An 18281-nucleotide genomic window follows, 5' to 3' on the forward strand; every position below is an offset into this window, starting at 1 on the left:
GCCCAGCGCTATAAGGAACGCTGGGGCATCGAACTGTTCTTTAAGTGGATCAAACAGCATTTGAAGATCAAGTCGTTCCTGGGCCGCTCGGAAAATGCAGTCAGAATCCAGATCCTGACTGCCCTGATCACTTACTTGCTCGTGGCTCTGCTGCACCATTCAAGGCAAGCCACCAACTCGCTGTGGGACTTTCTCTGCCTGATCAGCGCCACCCTTTTCCAACGTCCTGACGCGGAAGCCGCTGCTGTCCGAAGGCGACGAGAATGGCAGACGCACGCCAAAAATCAGGGGTGCCTATTCTGATGAAGAGGTCAACAGAATTATTCCGGACAGCAGTGGGCCTGCGCCGGGATGACGGTCTTAAAGCTAACTAAGCAAGCACACCGTCGTTCCGGCGAAGGCCGGAACAATGCCACTGGCATTGTTTCGCCCAAGTCAGATCCGTACCCGCCAACGTAACAACCCCCGTTAATTCCGTAAGCAAATGCAAAATTCCCCCCTTCCCACGAAGGACAAGCCAAAAAAGTGGTAATCTCCCGGCGTTTGCTCAATCAATTGTGGAAGGAATCCCATGCGTTCACTGCGTTTTGCCCTCATCGCCGCCACCATGGTCGCCAGCGCTGCCTTTGCCTCGCCGGCCGATCCGAAGAACGGTGTCGATTTCCAGACGCTGGCCGCCGCGCAGCCGGTCCAGGCGACGGGCAAGAAGGTCGAGGTCATCGAATTCTTCGCTTACCACTGCCCGGCCTGTAATGCGCTGGAGCCGGCGTTCAACCAGTGGGTCAAGAAGCAGGGTGACAATATCGTCCTGCGCCGCATCCACCTGCCGTTCCAGGGCCCGGCCGATCCGGAAGCCCACCTGTACCTGACGCTCGAAGCGATGGGCAAGGTCGAGGAATACCACCACAAGATCTTCCGCGCCGTGCACGTCGAGCGCAAGCGCCTGATGACCGACGACGCCATCATCGACTGGGCCGTCAAGAATGGCCTGGACCGCGCCAAGTTCATGGAAACCTGGAACTCGTTCGGCGTGACCACCAAGCTGCGCCGCCTGGGCCAGGTGCAGAGCAGCTACAAGGTCAGCGGCACCCCGACCATCGTCATCGACGGCAAGTACGTGACTTCGCCAGGCCAGGTTGCCGAAGGCAACAAGATCCAGGACGGCAGCCAGGTCATGTCGGCCACCACCCAGGTGCTCGACGCACTGGTTGCAAGGGCGGCAAAAACGAAATGAGCAAGGACGTGGAACGCGAAGTCCTCAAGATGTACGATGGGTCCCGGCCCAACGAGGAGGACCTGTTCGAGACCAGCCATGTGAACCACGTGGCCTGGTCGCTGGCGGCGTTCTTCGCGGGCGTGGCGATCTGGCTCTGCATTGCTCTCGTCAATGCCGAGAACCAGCGCTACGCCCTGATGACCAACAAGTGCCCGGACCCGCTGTTCAAGGGCGGGATCGACAAGGCCTGCCTCGTCACCGTGCATTCGCGCGACCACTGGTGGGAACACCTGTGGTACGGCATCACGCACGTGCGCACCGTCCCCGAGACCAGCCAGCGCTGATCTCCCGCGCTGGCCCTACGGGGTCAGCGCCTGGCGTTCTTCCAGCGACAGCACCTGCGGCGACCTCAAAGGCTCGCTGCTGCCTGGCTTGAAGAACGGATTGTCCTTGTAGCCGCCGCCCAGGCGCGCCTTCAGCAGCATCACACTGACCTTCACCCCCACCCACGCCAGGCTGGCGGTGCTCGCCGGTACCGGCGCGGCCGCCGACGCGGTTTCGGCCCGCGCCTTGAGCGGCCCGAATGCGCGGTCGAGTTCAGCATCCGGCGCGTCCAGGCAGGCCCGCACGACCCCGGCATAGGACATGCGCGGGTTGCGCGGGGTATTGGCGATGGGCGTGCGGCAGCAGCCGGCATACCAGCGGTACAGGCCTTTCGGGCTGAGCGACATGCAGGCCAGGTGTTCGACGCCTTCGCTGAAACGCACGGCGGCGGGCAGGGTGGCCGCCACTTCGGTGCCGCCCGCCGGGTCGAGCACGTCCGTGCCGAGGAAATGCCCGTAGGCCTGGCAGTCCTTGCAGTAGCACATGGCGCGCGCGGCGACGCCCTGGGTGTCGACCTGGCCGCGGACCTGGCCGCAGCGGCAGCGCAATGCCATCGTCATCGTCATCGTGGTTCTCCTGGACAGCCGGGTTGGACGCAGAACCAGGCCGACACCAGCACGACCTTGCTCGCGAGTTCATGGACGGACGTTTCCGTCCCTTGTTCAGTATAAGTCCGCAGCCGCACCGTCGAGCGGCGCTCGCTGTCGCCGCCCAGCGCCGGCAGCCATGTCGACGGGTCCCACCAGGACGCGCCATGCTCGGCGGTGACTGCCTGCCAGCTGCCCTGGTCGGGCAGCTGGACGTCGAGCACGTCCTCGCCGGTGTTCACCAGGGCGGCGATGCGCGCCGGCGCGCCGAGCTCGACCAGCTGCACCGACTGCTGGCCGGTGAATTGACCCTCCCATTGCACGGTGCCGCCGATGGCGGGGAAGCGGATGCTGATTTCTTTCGATACCAGGGCGATGCGGCGCCGGTTGGGCGAGACCCGCAGCAGCGCACCGGAGGCGCCGCAGGCGGTGCCGGCCAGGCGCTTGCCGGTGGCGCGCTGCAGGATCACGGCTTTCTGGCCGTTGCCGGAGGCGACCAGCACCAGGTCGCCGTCCAGCGCCAGCGCCATCATGTCCCAGGCGCGCTCGCCATTGCCCAGCGCCAGGGTCTGGCGGCGCACCCACTTGTCGCGGCTTTCCAGCTGGTCCGGCGCGATGCCACAGTCGAGGAACTGGCCCATATAGGCCGCGTACAAGGCTTCATAGCCGGGGAAGGAGGCGAGCGGCACGGCGCCCGGCAGGGTGCGCACAGGCCGGTCGATGGCGGCGCGCCGCCCGAGCAGGCGCGGCGGCGTGTCGGCGCCGGCGTAGATGCGCACTTCGCGCGGCTTGTCCAGCACCAGCGCCAGGTCGGCCGCCGTGGCGGGCGCGCCGATGGCGAGCGCAAGGAACAATGCGAATAGGCGCCGGCTCATCGGACCATCAGGCGGCAAGGCTCACCGCGGTGTAGTGTTCGACCGTGGGGAAGGGGTCGTAGAAGTGGTGCAGCAGGGCTTTCCATTGCTGGTAGCCGGGCGAGCCGCGAAAGCCCACGGTGTGGTCTTCCAGCGCCTGCCAGTTCACCAGCAGGACGTAGCGGTTCGGTTTTTCCAGGCAGCGCTGGAGCTGGTGGGAGAGATAGCCCGGCATGCCGGAAATGATACCCGAAGCCTGGCGGAAGGCCGCTTCGAATGCGTCTTCCTGGCCCGCGCGCACGTCGAGGGTGGCGACTTCGAGGATCATGGCGTCCCCGCGCCGGCTGCCGCTTGCGCCGGCGCGCTGCGGCGCGGCTGCAGGATGATGGTATTGCGCCCGGCGCCCGGACGGTCTTCGCCGGTGTTCGTATTGCGCAGGGTGAAGACCTCGGTGCGGCTGTCGTAGGAAATGTACTCGCCCTCGGCCTGCTGGGACGGGCGGCCGTCGATCGTGCGCTGCATCTTCGCCGCCGAGAACAGCTTCACGGTGGCGGAGCGCTCGTCGTATTCGATGCGCCGGGCTTCGCCGTCCATCCATTGCTCGCCGGGGCCGTCGCCCTTCTGGCGAAAGCGCACCTTCTTGCCGGGGTCCGCTTCCAAGGTCACCCGCTGGTAGCCCTCGGGCGACTGCTCCACGCGCCCGCTGTCGGCGTCGATGCGCAATGTCCCGCGCGTGAGGTCGACGCCGCCGGACATCGTCATGATGCCGCTCAGGCCGTTGGCGTCGCAGGAACGGCAGTTGATCCTGGTGGGCTGGAAGGCGTCGTTCTTTTCGGCCGCGGCCGGCATGGACGCCAGCAGCAGGACAGGAAGGCAACGGGAAAGTAAACGCTTCATGGCAGTCTCTGGATAAGGTTAGACGGGCAGGGTGATGACGAAACGCGCGCCGCCCAGCGGCGAGCCCTCGGCGCGCAGGCTGCCGCCGTGCAGGGCCACCGCCTTGCGCGCGATCGACAGGCCCAGGCCGAAGCCGCCGGTGGCGCGGTCGCGGCTGCGGTCGAGCCGGTAGAAGGGGTCGAAGATCTTCTCGCGTTCTTCGTCCGGGATGCCGGGGCCGTCGTCATCGACCGCGATCTCCACCGCGCCATCGCTGCGGGAGGCGGACAGCACAATGCGGCCGGCGGCGTACTTCTGGGCGTTGCGCAGCAGGTTGCAGACGGCGCGCGCCAGCAGGCGGGCGTCGATCTCGAGTTCGCCCAGGTCGTCCGGCACGGTGCAGTCGAGCTGCTGCGGGGAGGGCGGCAGCATCTGCGTGCAGCCGCGCAGCACCGGCGCCAGCTCGGCCAGTTCGGCCTGCAGGTTGCGCGCGCTCTCCAGCTTGCTCATATCGAGCAGTTCGTTGACCAGGGAATTGAGCTCGCGCAGGTCGCCTTCCATGGCGCCGATGCGCCGGCTCAGGTCCGGGTCCTTGGCGCGCGCATCGAGCAGCTCCAGCGCGAATTCCAGCCGCGCGATCGGGGTGCGCAGCTCGTGCGACACCGAGTGCAGCAGGCTTTTCTGCGCTTCCAGCAGATCCTCGATGCGGTCGGCCATGTGGTTGATGCGCTCGGCCAGCGGATAGATGCTGGCGGACGGCTTCATCTGCGAGCGCGCGGTCAGCTTGCCGCTGCCGAATTCGTCGGCCACCCGCGACAGCGACTGCAGCCCCTGCCAGTGCGAGCGCGACCACAGCGCGATCGGCACCAGCAGCGCCACCGCGACGATGATGTAGCGCAGCGCTTCCATGATGAGCGCCTGCTTGACGTCGACCGGCAGGTTTTGCGCGCGCAGCACTTCCTCGTGGCTGCCGATGTAGCGCTCGCCCTCGAGGTCGACCCGGCGGTAGAAGCTGCGGCTGGACGGGTCGAGTACGATCTCGCCGCGGTCCAGCGCGGCGCGGCGGCTGTCGGGCAGCGCGCTGCGCGCCTCGCCCAGGGCGATCAGGTCGTAGCGCACCTCCGACACTTCGCGCACATTGTTCAGGCGCGTGAGCCAGTCGTCGGTCGCCGCCTTGTCGACGTATTGTTCGAGCAGGAAGATCTGGGCCGCCGCCTGGCGCCGCGCGATGTCGTCGAGCGGATCGCCGAACAGGCGGCTGAACGCGAAGTAAATGACGAAGGTGGCCGCCGTGATCGACAGCATGACCAGCACGAAGAAGCGGAAGAAAATCCGGTTCACGTGCCCATCCTGCATAACTGGCGGTTACGACGTGCTGCCCACACCATAGTATCTCCTTGGCGGCATTGTATAGGAGCAATCGATCGCGTGCGACTTACAAATTGATGACAATTCCTCGACAGTTCGAGGGGGAATAGATCGCCGGGAATTCTTACTATGCTCATACATCAGGTTCAGGTTTATCTGGTTTTCCGTTTGCCCGCCTGATATGCGAGTGTCCGGCGGGTTTTTTTATTCATAAGGAAACGATCGGTGCCATCCAGCGCCGGCGACGTATGGGGAGAAGAAGAACATGAACATGGTTGGACGCATCCTCGTTACCGCCTTCGTGGCCGGCGCTACCCTGTCAGCTTGCGGTGGCGGCAATGACGGCCCCGCCGTCATGCGGAACCAGCAGGCGGGACAAGGCATCGCCGTAGGCGAGCCGAACGGTGGCGTTCCGGTCGTTTCCGAGTACATCAAGCTGGCACAAGAGGCCTCGTGCGCCTCGACCCGTAATAACTTGTACCTGATCGACAGCAAGTACGTGCTGTGGGACCGCGCCGGCGACTGCGCCGACAATGCCCATGGCCAGGCGCTGATGGGGGCGACCCCGCAGGCCGTGCTGTGCAGCGCCGGCGACAGCATCGCCGGCCCACGCACCAGCTGCACCGATGCGGGCCTGCGTCCGCTGTTCGACACCATACTGGCCAACCTCGGCAAGCCCGACCTGGGCCTGGGGAGCAGCCACAAGGTAGAAGCCATCAGTTTCCTGCCCAAGTCGGGCACGCCGATCGCCTTCAAGCCCTTCGTGAGCGACAGCTTCTCGAACATCACCGCGCCGCGCGAGGTGGTCGTGAAGGATGCCGCCGCCTGGGCCGCCCTGTGGGCCGAGCACAGCAAGACCCGGATGGCGGCGCCGGAATTCGATTTCACCCGCAATATGCTGGTGGCCGTGTTCTCGGGCGGCGCCAATGCCGGTTGCCGCACTTTCAACGTGGTCTACGCCGGTTCGCACAACGGCAAGCTGCTGGTGGAAATCGACGACCGCGACGTCAGCCCGGTCGCCATCTGCCCGGCGGTGGTGACCCAGCCGATGCAGGTGGTGTCGGTGCCGCGCACCGACGCCCCGGTGGAGTTCCGCCGGATCGTGTCCGAATTCGTCAACTTCAAGTCGGTCGAGCCGCTGCTGCGCACGCAAGTGACGACGGCGCGCAATGTCGTGGTGCGCGACGAGGCAGCCTGGGCCGCCCTGTGGGCCGAGCATGCCGGCAAGGACGTGGCCCTGCCCAAGGTCGACTTCAGCCGCCAGATGGTGGTCGGCGTGTTCCGCGGCGCCCAGCCGGACGGTTGCCGCAGCACCGGCATTTCGTCGGTCGGTTTTGACCAGGGCAAGCTGCGGGTGGTCCATACCGACACCGTGCCTGGCCCGGGCGTGATCTGCACCATGGCAATCGTCTATCCGGCGCACCTGGTGACGCCCCCCCGCAGCGAGGCCCCGGTGGAGTTCGTTCAAAATATCCGTACCCTACAGTAACAATTCGTGAGAGTTTTGCTTGCTCGACGTAAAATATCGGCATGCCGAACTCCCCGATTGTTGAAGACATGAAAAAGCTTTTCGCCCTGGTCCTGGCTGTCTCCGGCAGCGCCGCAAGCGCACAGACGCCGACCACCAACCCGATGCCCGATGGCAGCCGCGATATGTACGCGGGGCTGGGCATCGTGTCGGCGCCGCGCTACGACGGGGCGGACCGGCGGAAAGTCTCGGCACTGCCGGTGCTCCAGGTCCAGTGGAGCAATGGCGTGTTCGTGTCGGGCATGAGCGCGGGCATGCACCTGTCCGGCAGCCCGACCGCCGAATACGGCCCGCTGCTGGCGATCCACCCGCGCCGCAGCGAATCGGGCTTCGGCGGGCGCATCGGCGATGTCCAGGGCGCGACCCTGCTGCCGACCTCCGTGCGCGAGACCATGAGCCGCACCAACCGGCTGGCCGGCATGGACGAGATCAAGGCGCGCCCGGAGCTGGGCGGCTTCTTCAATTACTACGTGACGCCGGAATGGCGCCTGACCAGCAGCCTGCTGGCCGGCGCCGGCAACGACCGTCATGGCGTGCGCGCCGAAGTCGGCATCCAGCGCCTGGCGCTGCAGCTCGCACCGCACCACACGGTGTCGGTATCGGCCGCCATGCAGTTCGCCAACCGCGCCTACGTGCATGAATATTTCGGGGTGAACCCCGGCCAGGCTTTCGTGAGCGGCAATCCCGAGTACCGCCCCGGCGGCGGCCTGAAGGACGTGCGCATCGGCGCGCGCTGGAACTGGGTGCTGACGCCTTCCTGGATGCTCACCTCGTCCGTGCAGGCCACCCGCCTGGCCGGCGACGCCCGCCTTAGCCCGCTCGTCGAGCGGCCCAACAACGTGACGGTTTCGACCGCCTTCGCCTACCGGTTCTGATGATGCGATCCGCACACGCCACCGCCTGCGTATGCCTGTTCGCCACGGCCAGCCTGGCCATGGCGCAGGCGCCTGCGCCCGCGTCGGAATGGGCGAGCTACCGCGACGCCTACCGCGCGGTGGTGGTGTTCGAAAAATACGGCGGCGCCAAGAACCTGCTGCAGAACCAGCTGCAACTGCTGCCGCGCGAGCGCGGCGTGCTGGGCGAGGGCGTGCAGCTGGTCCTGACCGGCAAGACCGTGCAGACCAGCCTGGCCCTCGACGCGCTGGGGCGCGGCGTGCTGCCGCTGGTGAAGGCGGCCTACGATGAAAACGCCGTGCTGGCGCCGAACCGCCGCATCGGGCCTTTCAGCCTGCGCGCGCGCGTGACGATCGCCCCGCAGGCCGACAATACCTATGACACGGCCGACCTGCGCGCGGCCTGCGAACAGGCGCTCGCCTTCACCCGCCATGTGGACGCCAGCGCGCGCACGCGCCAGTGCACCGGCGTGCGCCTGGTGTTCCCGAAGAAGGGTTTCGACACGTCGGTCAAGCTGCGCCGGGCCGAGGGCGAACAGGCACTGGCGGTGGCGCCGGGGGCGGCCTTCGCGGGCGACCCCGATGCCGACTTCCCGGTGGTGAGCTACCGCTTCGGCAGCGAGCGCGCCCAGCTCATTACCTACAGCGCGCCGCTGGCGATCGTGCCGGTGTTCGAATAAGCGGGCGATGCCCGCTCAATTCCACGCCGACGGCGAGAACAGGTAACCCTCGCCCCACACCGTCTTGATCTTCTCCGACTCGGCATCGTCGAACTTGCGGCGCAGCTTCGAGATGCAGTTGTCGATGCTGCGGTCCAGTCCATCGAACTCGATCCCGCGCATTTTCTTGAGCAGGGCGTCGCGCGAGAGCACGCGGCCGGCCGCTTCGGCCAGCACCAGCAGCAGCTTGTATTCGGTATTCGACAGTACGCAAGGCTCGCCGCGCCACATCACGCTGCGGTCGGTGGTGACGATGCGCAGCGCGCCGAACTGCAGCACGCGCGAGTCCGCGCCGGTCTTGGCCTGGGCAGTGCGGCGCATCAGCGCGCGCAGGCGCGCCAGCAGCACGCGCGGCTGCACCGGCTTGTTCACGAAATCGTCGGCGCCCTGTTCCAGGCCCGAGACTTCGTCGTAGGAATCCTCGCGCGCGGTCAGGATCAGGATCGGCACCTCGGACATTTCGCGGATCTGGCGGCACACCACCATGCCGTCCAGGCCGGGCAGCATCAGGTCGAGGACGACCACGTCGGGCGCGAGCGCCTTGAAGCGCTCCAGCGCCGCATCGCCGCGCGTGACGAGATCGACCGCGAACTCGTAGCCGGACAGGTATTCGGTCACGAGCTCCGCCAAACGGGCGTCGTCTTCCACCAACATCACTCGGTACATGCTGAAATCTCCTTAGGCCCAGATTGTATAAGACCGGTTGCCCAAAAGCACAGCCCCTACAAAGGGGGGACATTTGCGTACATTTCGGTGACACATGGCGTGCGATCGATACAGAATCGGAAACATCTTACCCGTCGTCGGAATTGTCTGCTCAAGGCCCCCTCATCCCGCTGATCGGCACGGGACAGGATCGTGTAGAGTTGAAGCGCGTTTTTCCAATAAACTGACACGCATCGGAGATTGCTGGATGAGACTTGCCCACCGCCCGCTCGGGCTGACCTTGATCGCCACCCTGTTCCTCGCCGCCGGCGCCGCCACCGGCCAGGAGGCCAGCATCGCCGCGCCGGCCGCGATGGTGCTGGAAAACGTGCCGCCGGTGCGCGCCGGCCTGGCCGCCCAGGTGGCGAAGTACAACGAGTTCAAGCCGACCTCGTACGCCGCCTGGCACCCGACCCGCCTCGAGATGATCGTCGCGCGCCGCCACGACAATACGCCGCAGCTGTTCCGCGTCGCCAGGCCCGGCGCGCCGCTCGAACTGATGACCGACTACGCCGAGCCGGTACGCTCGGCCCAGTACGAGCCGCGCCACGGCAAGTACTACGTGTTCGGGCGCGACAGCGGCGGCAACGAGGTGTTCCGCGCCTACCGCCGCGACGCCGGCACCAGGGCCGGCAATGCCGACGCGATCCCCATCACGCCCGACAACCGGCGCGTGCAGGACACCGCCTGGGCCAAGGCCAGCGGCAAGCTGCTGTACGTCACGGTGCCGGTTGGGCGCCAGGGCTCGAACGACTCGGTCACCTCCACCGTCAGCCTCGCCGACCCGCTGCAGCCGGAGCAGGTGCGCATCCTGGCCGAACTGCCGGGCGGCGGCTGGAATTCGTTCGTGTTCTCGCACGACGACAAGCAGCTGGTGTACAGCGAAACCGTGTCGGCCAACGAGAGCTACCTGTGGCTGATGGATGTCGCCAGCGGCAAGAGCCGGCGGCTTACGGACAAGACCGGGGGCGACAAGGTGGCCTACAGCGGCGCGGTGTTCGCGCGCGACGGCCGCGGCCTGTATGCGACCAGCGACCGCGGCTCCGAATTCCGCCGCCTGGTCCATATCGACCTGGCCAGCGGCATGGAGACCGTGCTCACGCCGGGCATCGAATGGGACATCGACGACATCAGCCTGTCGAAGGATGGCAAGCTGCTGGCCTTTGTCGCCAACGAAGACGGGACCAGCGTGCTGCGCATGATGCGTACCAGCGACCGCAAGCTGGTGGCCCAGCCCAAGCTGCCGGTCGGCGTGATCGGCCGCATCGAGTGGCACGACAACAGCCGCAACCTGGCGCTGTCGCTGGCCTCGGCGCGCAGTCCGTCGGAGGTCTACAGCGTCGATGCGAAGACCGGCGCCGTCACGCGCTGGACCACGCACGAGAAGATGGAGGTCGACATGAACCGTTTTGTCGAACCCTCGCTGGTGCGCTGGAAGTCCTTCGATGGCCGCATGATCTCGGGCTTCGCCTACCGCGCGCCCGGCGCCAGGTTCCCCGGCAAGCGCCCGGTGATGATCAACATCCACGGCGGGCCGGAAGGCCAGTCCACGCCTGGCTTCCTGGGCCGCAGCAACTACTACACCGACGAGATGGGCATCACCGTCATCTACCCGAACGTGCGCGGCTCCGCCGGCTACGGCAAGAGCTTCCTGAAGCTCGACAACGGCATGCTGCGCGAGGATTCCGTGCGCGACATCGGCGCGCTGCTCGACTGGATCGCGACCCAGCCCGACATGGACGCCACGCGGGTGGCGGTGGTGGGCGGCTCCTACGGCGGTTACATGACGCTGGCGGTATCGACCATGTACCCGGAGCGCATCGCCGCGGCGATCGACATCGTCGGCATCTCGAACATCGCCACCTTCCTCGAACGCACCGAAAGCTACCGGCGCGACCTGCGCCGCGTGGAGTATGGCGACGAGCGCGATCCGGAGATGCGCAAGTGGATGGACGCCACGGCGCCAGCCAGCAACGCGGCGAAGATCAGGAAGCCGCTGTTCGTCGTGCAGGGCAAGAACGACCCGCGCGTGCCGTGGCAGGAGGCCGACCAGATGGTGGCCACGGTAAAGAAGAACGGCACGCCGGTGTGGTACATGACGGCCAACGACGAGGGGCACGGCTTTGCCAAGAAGCTTAATGCCGATTACCTGTTCTATGCGGGGATCGATTTCTTCAATACCTACCTGCTCAAATAACGCGTGGCGGTGAATGTGGCGCCGCGGTAGGGTGGGCGGGTTTCCCGCCCGCGCGTTCAACAGGTGCATGCGTAACTTGAACGCGCGGTCGGCCCGACCACCCTACGCGAGGAGATACTCGCTGATCGCCCGCCCCACGTCGGTGGTGCTGGCCGCGCCGCCCATGTCGGGCGTGCGCGGCCCGTTCACCAGGCAGTGTTCCATCGCCGCCACGACCGCGTCGTGCGCTTCGGTGTAGCCAAGGAATTCCAGCATCATCGCCCCCGACCAGATCATCGCGATCGGGTTGGCGATGTTCTTCCCGTAGATATCGGGCGCCGAGCCGTGCACCGGCTCGAACAGCGATGGGAAGGTCCGCTCCGGATTCAGGTTGGCCGAGGGCGCGATCCCGATCGTGCCGGCGCAGGCCGGTCCCAGGTCCGACAGGATGTCGCCGAACAGGTTCGAGGCCACCACCACGTCGAAGCGTTCGGGCGAGAGCACGAAGCGCGCGGCCAGGATATCGACGTGGTACTTGTCCCAGCGAACCTCCGGATAGGATTCGCCGATCGCCGCCACGCGCTCGTCCCAGTAAGGCATCGAGATGGCGATGCCGTTCGACTTGGTGGCGGCGGTCAGGTGCTTCTTGGGACGGCGCTGGGCCAGCTCGAAGGCATATTTGAGGATGCGGTCGGTGCCGTGCCGGGTGAAGATCGCCTCCTGCAGCACCAGTTCGCGCTCGGTGCCTTCGAACATGCGCCCGCCCACGGCCGAGTATTCGCCCTCGGTGTTTTCGCGCACCACATAAAAGTCGATGTCGCCCGGTTTTTTTCCGGCGAGCGGGCAGGGCACGCCCGGCATCAGGCGCACCGGGCGCAGGTTGACGTACTGGTCGAACTCGCGGCGGAACTTCAGGAGCGATCCCCACAGCGAGATGTGGTCGGGCACGATGTCCGGCCAGCCGACCGCGCCGAAGAAAATCGCCTCGCATCCCGCCAGCTGGGCCTTCCAGTCGTCCGGCATCATCTTGCCGTGGCGGGCGTAGTAGTCGCAACTGGCCCACTCGAAGGTTTCGTACTCCAGCGCGAAGCCGAAGCGCTTGCTGGCCGCGTCCAGCGCGCGCAGGCCTTCGGGCATCACTTCCTTGCCGATGCCATCCCCGGCGATCACGGCGATCTTGTGCGTTTTCATGCTGGCTCCCTGTGCGTTGATATGTTGGCGATCAGCTTAGCAAGAAAACGCGGTGTATATAATCCCCTCAATTGTGATGCTATAGAACACGAATCGTGAATAATCAAATCGAGAACGAAGACTTGCGGGTGTTCGTCGCCGTGGTGCGCAAGGGCAGCTTCATCGGCGCGGCCGAGGAACTGGGCATGTCGCCGCCCTACGTCAGCAAGCGGGTCGGCGTGCTGGAGTCGCTGCTGGGGGTGAAGCTGTTCGAACGCTCGACCCGGCGCGTCGTCATTACCGACGACGGCGAGCAGGTCTACGCGCGCGCCCAGTTGATCCTCGGGCAGCTCGACGACATGCTCGACGACGTCGCCGAGCGCCGGCGCGAACCGGCCGGCCGCCTGCGCATCTGCAGCAGCTTCGGCTTCGGCCGCAACGTGGTCGCGCCCGTGATCGCCCGGCTCTCGGCCGCCCACCCCGGCCTGCAGATCCGCTTCGAAGTATTCGATCGGCTGGTCGACACGGTGGCCGAAGGTTTCGACCTCGACGTGCGCATCGGCGACGCTATCGCGCCCCAGCTGGTGGCGCGCAAACTCATGGACAACCACCGCATCCTGTGCGCCGCGCCGGCCTACATCGCGCGCCACGGCAAGCCGCGCACGCTCAGCGAGCTGGCCAGCCACCAGTGCCTGGCCATCAAGGAGCGCGACCATCCGCTCGGCACCTGGCGCCTGCAAGGGAAGAACGGCGAAGAATCGGTGCGCGTGTCCGGCGCCCTGTCCACCAACCACGGCGAGATCGCGCTGCGCTGGGCGGTGGAGGGCGCCGGCATCGTCCTGCGTTCCCAGTGGGACGCCCGCAGCTACCTCGCCGACGGCGCCCTGGTGCAACTGTTGCCCGACTACACCCAGCCGGCCAACGTCTGGGCCGTCTATCCCCAGCGCCTGGCCGGCTCCGCCCGAGTACGCGTCTGCGTCGACTTCCTGCGCCACCACCTTCAATCCCAACTTCGGGGTCAGGTCTGACAATCGGACACGGCCTCGGCAGTACAAACGAGATCCCGGCCTTTTTTGCGCAAAATATGTGCAGAAATGGCTGAGCTCGTGTCCAAATGTCAGACCTGACCCCGAAGGGAACGCTTGATCGCGACTTTGGTGATACGGCGGTTTTCGACGGCGAGGATGTCGTAGCGTACGCCGTCGAGTTCGACCGATTGGCCGACTTCGGGCAGCATCTCGAAGCGTTCCAGCAGGAAGCCGGCGAGCGAGCTGTATTCGGCGGCGTCGTCGACCAGGGTGTCCGTTTCCAGCACTTGCTCGAGCAAGTGCAGGTCGGCGTTGCCGTCGGCTTCCCAGCGGCCCGGGCCTTGCGGGCGGATGGCGGGTTGCTCGTCTTCGTCCGGGAACTCGCCGGCGATGGCTTCGAGGATGTCGATCGGGGTCAGCAGGCCCTTGACGGTCCCGTACTCATCGGCGACCAGCACCAGCTGGCCGTGCGCGCGCTTGAGCGTTTCCATGGCCCGCAGCACGCCGGCCGTCTCGGGCAGGACCAGCGGCGCGCGCAGCGGCCCGGTGGGCGATGCGTCGATCCCCTGGCCCAATAGCAGGGAACCGATCAGGTCCTTGGTGCGGGCGATGCCGATGACATGGTCGATCTCGCCGCGGCACACCGGCAGCAGGCTGTGCGGCGTGGCGTGGAGCTGCTGCAGGAGGCCGGCCGCATCGTGGTCGAGGTTGACCCATGACATCTCCGAGCGCGGCGTCATGATCGAGCGCACCGAACGATCGGCCAGCGCCAGCACCCCGCTGACCATGTTGCGCTCTTCCACCCCGAAGGCTTCTTCCGCGATTGCCGGGCTGTCGGCCGGATCGGCTTGCGGTGCGGCGTGCTTGCGGTTGCCCAGCAGGCGCAGCACCGATTCCGCGGTGCGTTCGCGGAAGGGCACGCGCGCCTCGTGCTTGAGCGAATTGCGGCGGGCGAACTGGTTCAGGCTTTCGATCACGATCGAAAAACCAATCGCCGCGTACAGGTAGCCTTTCGGGATATGGAAGCCCAGGCCTTCGGCCACCAGGCTCAGGCCGATCATCAGCAGGAAGCTCAGGCACAGCACGACCACGGTCGGATGGGCATTGACGAAGCGCGTCAGCGGCTTGGAGGCGAGGATCATGATGCCGATCGACACGATCACGGCCGCCATCATCACGCCCAGGTGGTCCACCATGCCCACCGCCGTGATCACGGCGTCGAGCGAGAACACGGCGTCCAGCACCACGATCTGCACCACCACCGAGGCGAAGCTGGCATACACCTTCGTTTGCGACTGGGTATGCACGACGCCTTCCACGCGCTCATGCAGTTCGACCGTGGCCTTGAACAGCAGGAACACCCCGCCCAGCAGCAGGATCAAATCCCGCCCGGAGAAACTGAAGGACCCGAGCGCGAACAGCGGCGTGGTCAGGGTCACCAGCCAGGATACGATGGTGAGCAGGCCCAGGCGCATGCCCATGGCCAGCGTCAAGCCGATCAGGCGCGCCTTGTCGCGCTGGTGCGGCGGCAGCTTTTCCGCCAGGATGGCGATGAAAATCAGGTTGTCGATTCCCAGAACAATTTCCAGGAGAATTAAAGTCAGCAGACCCACCCATATGGTCGGGTCGAATAGCCATTCCATCTTGCATACCTCACGAAGTCGATTGCGCGTCCGGCCAGGTGGCGCTGGACGCAGGATGCCGGTCGCGCTCGCCACGCCACGCGCAGGCGCGGGCGGGCCGGGACCAGGCCAGTAAAAGCGCGGGACTAGGCGCGCGGTGGCTTGACGGGAGGGGGGAGGGAATGGCAGCGGCTGCGGGCCTCATGGCCCAGGGCCGCGCGGTCGGGCGGGCCGGCCGGGCGCAAGGACCCCTCGACGTACACGATGTCGTGCAAGTCCTGGTGGCCGGGCGGCTCGTCCGGGTCGAGGTCGCAGGCCAGCGCGCAGGCCGATCCGCTGTCCGCCTGGACAGTCGCGGCATCCACCGTGGACGCGACCGGGCCGTCCTGCATCAGCGACGCAGACATGGACAGCGCGAAAACGTTCAGGGGAAACAGCAGGACCAGGAGGATGACGAGCAGTCGTCTCATACGCAAGCGGGATACATGAGGCTGCCAGTATAGCATGGCGACCACCCGCGAAAAAAAGGCCCGCACGCGGCGGGCCAGTGGTGCATCAAGAACGAGAAAGGCTTACGCCATGTTCTGGTTCGCGAATTCCCAGTTGGCGACGTTCCAGAACGCTTCCAGGAACTTGGCGCGGGCGTTGCGGTAGTCGATGTAGTAGGCGTGTTCCCAGACGTCGGCGGTCAAGAGGGCCTTGTCCGAGGTGGTCAGCGGGGTGCCGGCGTTCGAGGTGTTGACGATGTCGACGCTGCCGTCGGCCTTCTGCACCAGCCAGGTCCAGCCCGAACCGAAGTTGCCCAGGGCCGATTTGTTGAACTCTTCCTTGAACTTCTCGACCGAACCCCACTTGGCGTTGATGGCGTCCGCCACTTTGCCGCTTGGTGCGCCGCCGCCGTTCGGGGTCATGCAGTTCCAGAAGAAGGTGTGGTTCCAGACCTGGGCCGAGTTGTTGAACACGCCACCCGAGGACTTCTGGATGATCTCTTCCAGGGACATGTTTTCGTACTCGGTCCCCTTGATCATGTTGTTCAGGTTGGTGACATAGGTCTGGTGGTGCTTGCCATGGTGGTATTCCAGGGTCTCGGCCGAGATGTGTGGCTGCAGAGCATCTTTGGCGTATGGCAGTGGCGGCAGGGTATGTTCCATGGTTCTTCCTTATTTGGTTGGACGGGTTTTGTTCCAGAGCGCCGTTATTCTAAACCGGATAGCGCGGCGTTGCATGTCTGGCTAGTCATTCGAGCACTGCTTGCACGCTGGACACGACAATTTCGGCGCTGCCACCGGCCAAGCGCACGCTGAGCTTGTTGCGCGCCTTGACCTGGGCCGGGTCGCGCAGCACCTCGCCCTTGGCATTGCGCACGATCGCATAGCCGCGCTCGAGCGTGCGCTGCGGATTCAGCATCTCGAGCTGGGCCGACAGGGCGCCCAGCGCGTCGCGCCGCGCCTTGATCTGCGCGCACAGGCCGGTGTTCAGGTGGCGCTGGTCGGACAGCAGCTGGGCGCGCAGGGCGCGCATGTCCGGGCGGTGGCGCATCCAGCGTTGCTGCAATTGCGCCAGCACCAGGTTCTGGCGGTTGATGGGGGTGCGTACGGCGTGCGTCATCGCCGCCGCCATCGACAGCAGCTTCATGCGCTGGTGGCGGATCTGGGCCGATGGGCTCAGCAGGCGGCGGCTGGCGTTGTCCAGGCCCTGGCTCGCTTCCGACAGGGTGCGGCGCATGGCGCGCCGCAAGTCCTGCGCGTCGCTCGACAGGGAGCCGAGCCAGTCGGCGCGCGGGGTGGCCGCCAGTTCGGCGGCGGCGGTCGGGGTGGCGGCGCGCACGTCGGCGGCGAAGTCGGCGATGGTGACGTCGGTCTCGTGGCCCACGCCCGAGATCACCGGGATGGCGCAGGCGTCGATTGCGCGCGCCACGCATTCCTCGTTGAAGCTCCACAGATCTTCGATCGAACCGCCGCCGCGGCACACCAGCAGCACATCGGCTTCCTGGCGGCGCGAGGCGGTCATGATGGCTTCGGCGATCTTGTCTGCGGAGAATTGGCCTTGCACGGGCGCCGGATACAGGATCACCCGCACATGCGGGGCGCGGCGGCGCAGGGCGGTGAGCACGTCGCGCAGGGCGGCGGCCTGGGGGCTGGTGACGATGCCGATGGTGCGCGGGAACAGCGGCAGCGGGCGCTTGCGGTCGGCATCGAACAGGCCCTGGCTGGACAGCTTTTCTTTCAGGCGCAGGAAGGCTTCATACAGCTGGCCGACGCCGGCGCGGCGGATGGTTTCGACATTGATCTGGTAGTCGCCGCGCGCGCCGTACAGGGTGACGAGGGCGCGCACCTCGACCTTGTCGCCTTCGCGGGGGGTGAAGCCGGCGTACTGGGCGCGGCTGCGGAACATCACCGCGCGCACCTGGGCCGCATCGTCCTTGAGCGTGAAGTACCAGTGGCCGGAACTGGCCCGTGTGAAATTGGAGATCTCGCCACCGATCCACACCAGCGGGAAACTGCGCTCGAGCAGGCGTGCCACCTGCTGGTTCAGGGTGGTGACGGTGATGACGGGTGGGGCGCTGTAGGCCGGGTCGGCGTCGGTAAGGGTGTCCATGGGGCGCAAGAGGCGAAGGTGCAAAGCTGATGCTTATGTCATATCCGGGCCAAAACGACAAGCACCGCAGGCTGCCGTGCGGCCCGCTCGCCGCGCGGTACTGTGCACAAGTGTTTGTTGCCTTTTTTCAATGCATGCACATGAAAGCCTTTCAAATCAATGGCTTGCGCTTGCGTACAGGCACTTGGTCACAATCTTATCCACACAATCTGTGGGGAACTCATCTATAAGAGCCAAGGCGGCCGTGGCCAGCCACCTGCCCGTTTCGATGGCACGCCGTGCTCATCCTTTTAAAATCAAACACTTGCGCGACGATGTGCAGGCTTCATCACATCCTTATCCACAAAATATGTGCAGAGAGTGAATTTCGTATGCCCCTCGATCAAAAACGCTTAATAACTCATGCATGGGAGGGCGTTTTTGCACAGATTCGACGGCAAAACAGCTCGGTGATGAAATTTGATGCAGATTGATTTTGTTGTTGTGGATCAAGCACTTAGCTTGTGACTGAGGGCCTTGCTCACATTATTGTCCACAGAAAATGTGCGGAACCTGAA

Annotated in this window: 18 protein-coding genes and 1 pseudogene; 8 read left to right on the forward strand and 11 right to left on the reverse strand. The window is 65.7% G+C overall.

The window, feature by feature from the left end; genetic code table 11:
- From BM031_RS13500 to BM031_RS13510, 3 genes and pseudogenes are all read left to right on the forward strand, one after another.
- Positions 1-148, forward strand: a pseudogene (locus BM031_RS13500) (transposase); the annotation flags it as partial.
- Positions 149-571: 423 nt separating this feature from the next.
- Positions 572-1234: a thiol:disulfide interchange protein DsbA/DsbL gene (locus BM031_RS13505; RefSeq protein ID WP_091875103.1), complete on the forward strand. Its 663-nt coding sequence runs from the start codon at positions 572-574 to the stop codon at positions 1232-1234.
- Positions 1231-1560, forward strand: coding sequence for a hypothetical protein (locus tag BM031_RS13510; protein WP_091875104.1), 330 nt, complete (start codon positions 1231-1233; stop codon positions 1558-1560). The genes BM031_RS13505 and BM031_RS13510 overlap by 4 nt, the downstream gene beginning before the upstream one ends.
- Positions 1561-1575: 15 nt before the next feature.
- On the opposite strand, the gene BM031_RS13515 is transcribed toward BM031_RS13510, so the two are convergent.
- The 5 genes from BM031_RS13515 to BM031_RS13535 are packed head-to-tail and all read right to left on the reverse strand — an operon-like array spanning position 1576 to position 5258.
- A complete protein-coding gene (locus BM031_RS13515) occupies positions 1576-2166 on the reverse strand; it encodes a DUF6151 family protein (RefSeq protein WP_091875105.1) in 591 nt (196 codons plus the stop codon).
- Positions 2163-3062 (reverse strand): hypothetical protein, encoded by a 900-nt coding sequence (locus BM031_RS13520; RefSeq protein WP_091875106.1) that lies wholly within the window; start codon positions 3060-3062, stop codon positions 2163-2165. The genes BM031_RS13515 and BM031_RS13520 overlap by 4 nt, the downstream gene beginning before the upstream one ends.
- Before the next feature lie 7 nt (positions 3063-3069).
- Positions 3070-3369 carry an antibiotic biosynthesis monooxygenase family protein gene (locus BM031_RS13525; RefSeq protein ID WP_091875107.1) on the reverse strand — a complete coding sequence of 100 codons (300 nt, stop codon included), beginning with the start codon at positions 3367-3369 and terminating at the stop codon, positions 3070-3072.
- Entirely contained in the window at positions 3366-3938 is a 573-nt protein-coding gene (lptA, locus tag BM031_RS13530; protein WP_091875108.1) for a lipopolysaccharide transport periplasmic protein LptA, read from the reverse strand. The genes BM031_RS13525 and lptA overlap by 4 nt, the downstream gene beginning before the upstream one ends.
- Positions 3939-3956: 18 nt before the next feature.
- Positions 3957-5258, reverse strand: coding sequence for an ATP-binding protein (locus BM031_RS13535; protein ID WP_091875109.1), 1302 nt, complete (start codon positions 5256-5258; stop codon positions 3957-3959).
- A 292-nt stretch (positions 5259-5550) separates the two neighbouring features.
- Here BM031_RS13535 and BM031_RS13540 point away from each other — a divergent pair, with 292 nt between their 5' ends.
- From BM031_RS13540 to BM031_RS13550, 3 genes are all read left to right on the forward strand, one after another.
- Positions 5551-6774: a protease complex subunit PrcB family protein gene (locus BM031_RS13540; RefSeq protein WP_143084585.1), complete on the forward strand. Its 1224-nt coding sequence runs from the start codon at positions 5551-5553 to the stop codon at positions 6772-6774.
- A 68-nt stretch (positions 6775-6842) separates the two neighbouring features.
- Positions 6843-7688, forward strand: coding sequence for a MipA/OmpV family protein (locus BM031_RS13545; RefSeq protein ID WP_091875111.1), 846 nt, complete (start codon positions 6843-6845; stop codon positions 7686-7688).
- On the forward strand, positions 7688-8386 hold the full coding sequence (locus tag BM031_RS13550; RefSeq protein WP_091875112.1) for a hypothetical protein: 699 nt from the start codon (positions 7688-7690) through the stop codon (positions 8384-8386). The genes BM031_RS13545 and BM031_RS13550 overlap by 1 nt, the downstream gene beginning before the upstream one ends.
- Positions 8387-8401: 15 nt before the next feature.
- Here BM031_RS13550 and BM031_RS13555 read toward each other — a convergent pair whose 3' ends face one another.
- Positions 8402-9091 (reverse strand): response regulator, encoded by a 690-nt coding sequence (locus tag BM031_RS13555; protein WP_091875113.1) that lies wholly within the window; start codon positions 9089-9091, stop codon positions 8402-8404.
- 247 nt (positions 9092-9338) lie between these two features.
- On the opposite strand from BM031_RS13555, the gene BM031_RS13560 reads away from it, so the two are divergent.
- Positions 9339-11327, forward strand: coding sequence for a S9 family peptidase (locus BM031_RS13560; RefSeq protein ID WP_091875114.1), 1989 nt, complete (start codon positions 9339-9341; stop codon positions 11325-11327).
- Positions 11328-11429: 102 nt separating this feature from the next.
- On the opposite strand, the gene BM031_RS13565 is transcribed toward BM031_RS13560, so the two are convergent.
- Positions 11430-12497, reverse strand: coding sequence for a tartrate dehydrogenase (locus BM031_RS13565; RefSeq protein WP_091875115.1), 1068 nt, complete (start codon positions 12495-12497; stop codon positions 11430-11432).
- Positions 12498-12592: 95 nt separating this feature from the next.
- Between BM031_RS13565 and BM031_RS13570 the strand changes: the two genes are divergently transcribed.
- The gene (locus tag BM031_RS13570) at positions 12593-13504 is read left to right on the forward strand and encodes a LysR substrate-binding domain-containing protein (RefSeq protein WP_091875116.1); all 912 of its coding nucleotides are present in this window, start codon (positions 12593-12595) and stop codon (positions 13502-13504) included.
- 89 nt (positions 13505-13593) lie between these two features.
- Here BM031_RS13570 and BM031_RS13575 read toward each other — a convergent pair whose 3' ends face one another.
- From BM031_RS13575 to xseA, 4 genes are all read right to left on the reverse strand, one after another.
- On the reverse strand, positions 13594-15147 hold the full coding sequence (locus tag BM031_RS13575) for a TerC family protein (RefSeq protein WP_091875117.1): 1554 nt from the start codon (positions 15145-15147) through the stop codon (positions 13594-13596).
- Positions 15148-15272: 125 nt separating this feature from the next.
- On the reverse strand, positions 15273-15596 hold the full coding sequence (locus BM031_RS13580) for a hypothetical protein (protein ID WP_091875118.1): 324 nt from the start codon (positions 15594-15596) through the stop codon (positions 15273-15275).
- Between the two features lie 102 nt (positions 15597-15698).
- Positions 15699-16277 carry a superoxide dismutase gene (locus BM031_RS13585; RefSeq protein ID WP_091875119.1) on the reverse strand — a complete coding sequence of 193 codons (579 nt, stop codon included), beginning with the start codon at positions 16275-16277 and terminating at the stop codon, positions 15699-15701.
- Between the two features lie 85 nt (positions 16278-16362).
- Entirely contained in the window at positions 16363-17724 is a 1362-nt protein-coding gene (gene xseA / locus BM031_RS13590; RefSeq protein ID WP_091875120.1) for an exodeoxyribonuclease VII large subunit, read from the reverse strand.
- Positions 17725-18281 lie beyond the last annotated feature (557 nt).

This window comes from Massilia yuzhufengensis, assembly GCF_900112225.1.
GTDB lineage: Bacteria > Pseudomonadota > Gammaproteobacteria > Burkholderiales > Burkholderiaceae_D > Telluria > Telluria yuzhufengensis.

What these genes read in the sequence shown, in the direction of transcription:
- BM031_RS13505 (WP_091875103.1), top strand. Translation starts at nt 572, where the DNA reads ATGCGTTCACTGCGTTTTGCCCTCATCGCCGCCACCATGGTCGCCAGC.
- BM031_RS13510 (WP_091875104.1), top strand. Translation starts at nt 1,231, where the DNA reads ATGAGCAAGGACGTGGAACGCGAAGTCCTCAAGATGTACGATGGGTCC.
- BM031_RS13515 (WP_091875105.1), bottom strand. Translation starts at nt 2,166, where the DNA reads ATGACGATGACGATGGCATTGCGCTGCCGCTGCGGCCAGGTCCGCGGC.
- BM031_RS13520 (WP_091875106.1), bottom strand. Translation starts at nt 3,062, where the DNA reads ATGAGCCGGCGCCTATTCGCATTGTTCCTTGCGCTCGCCATCGGCGCG.
- BM031_RS13525 (WP_091875107.1), bottom strand. Translation starts at nt 3,369, where the DNA reads ATGATCCTCGAAGTCGCCACCCTCGACGTGCGCGCGGGCCAGGAAGAC.
- lptA (WP_091875108.1), bottom strand. Translation starts at nt 3,938, where the DNA reads ATGAAGCGTTTACTTTCCCGTTGCCTTCCTGTCCTGCTGCTGGCGTCC.
- BM031_RS13540 (WP_143084585.1), top strand. Translation starts at nt 5,551, where the DNA reads ATGAACATGGTTGGACGCATCCTCGTTACCGCCTTCGTGGCCGGCGCT.
- BM031_RS13545 (WP_091875111.1), top strand. Translation starts at nt 6,843, where the DNA reads ATGAAAAAGCTTTTCGCCCTGGTCCTGGCTGTCTCCGGCAGCGCCGCA.
- BM031_RS13550 (WP_091875112.1), top strand. Translation starts at nt 7,688, where the DNA reads ATGATGCGATCCGCACACGCCACCGCCTGCGTATGCCTGTTCGCCACG.
- BM031_RS13555 (WP_091875113.1), bottom strand. Translation starts at nt 9,091, where the DNA reads ATGTACCGAGTGATGTTGGTGGAAGACGACGCCCGTTTGGCGGAGCTC.
- BM031_RS13560 (WP_091875114.1), top strand. Translation starts at nt 9,339, where the DNA reads ATGAGACTTGCCCACCGCCCGCTCGGGCTGACCTTGATCGCCACCCTG.
- BM031_RS13565 (WP_091875115.1), bottom strand. Translation starts at nt 12,497, where the DNA reads ATGAAAACGCACAAGATCGCCGTGATCGCCGGGGATGGCATCGGCAAG.
- BM031_RS13575 (WP_091875117.1), bottom strand. Translation starts at nt 15,147, where the DNA reads ATGGAATGGCTATTCGACCCGACCATATGGGTGGGTCTGCTGACTTTA.
- BM031_RS13580 (WP_091875118.1), bottom strand. Translation starts at nt 15,596, where the DNA reads ATGAGACGACTGCTCGTCATCCTCCTGGTCCTGCTGTTTCCCCTGAAC.
- BM031_RS13585 (WP_091875119.1), bottom strand. Translation starts at nt 16,277, where the DNA reads ATGGAACATACCCTGCCGCCACTGCCATACGCCAAAGATGCTCTGCAG.
- xseA (WP_091875120.1), bottom strand. Translation starts at nt 17,724, where the DNA reads ATGGACACCCTTACCGACGCCGACCCGGCCTACAGCGCCCCACCCGTC.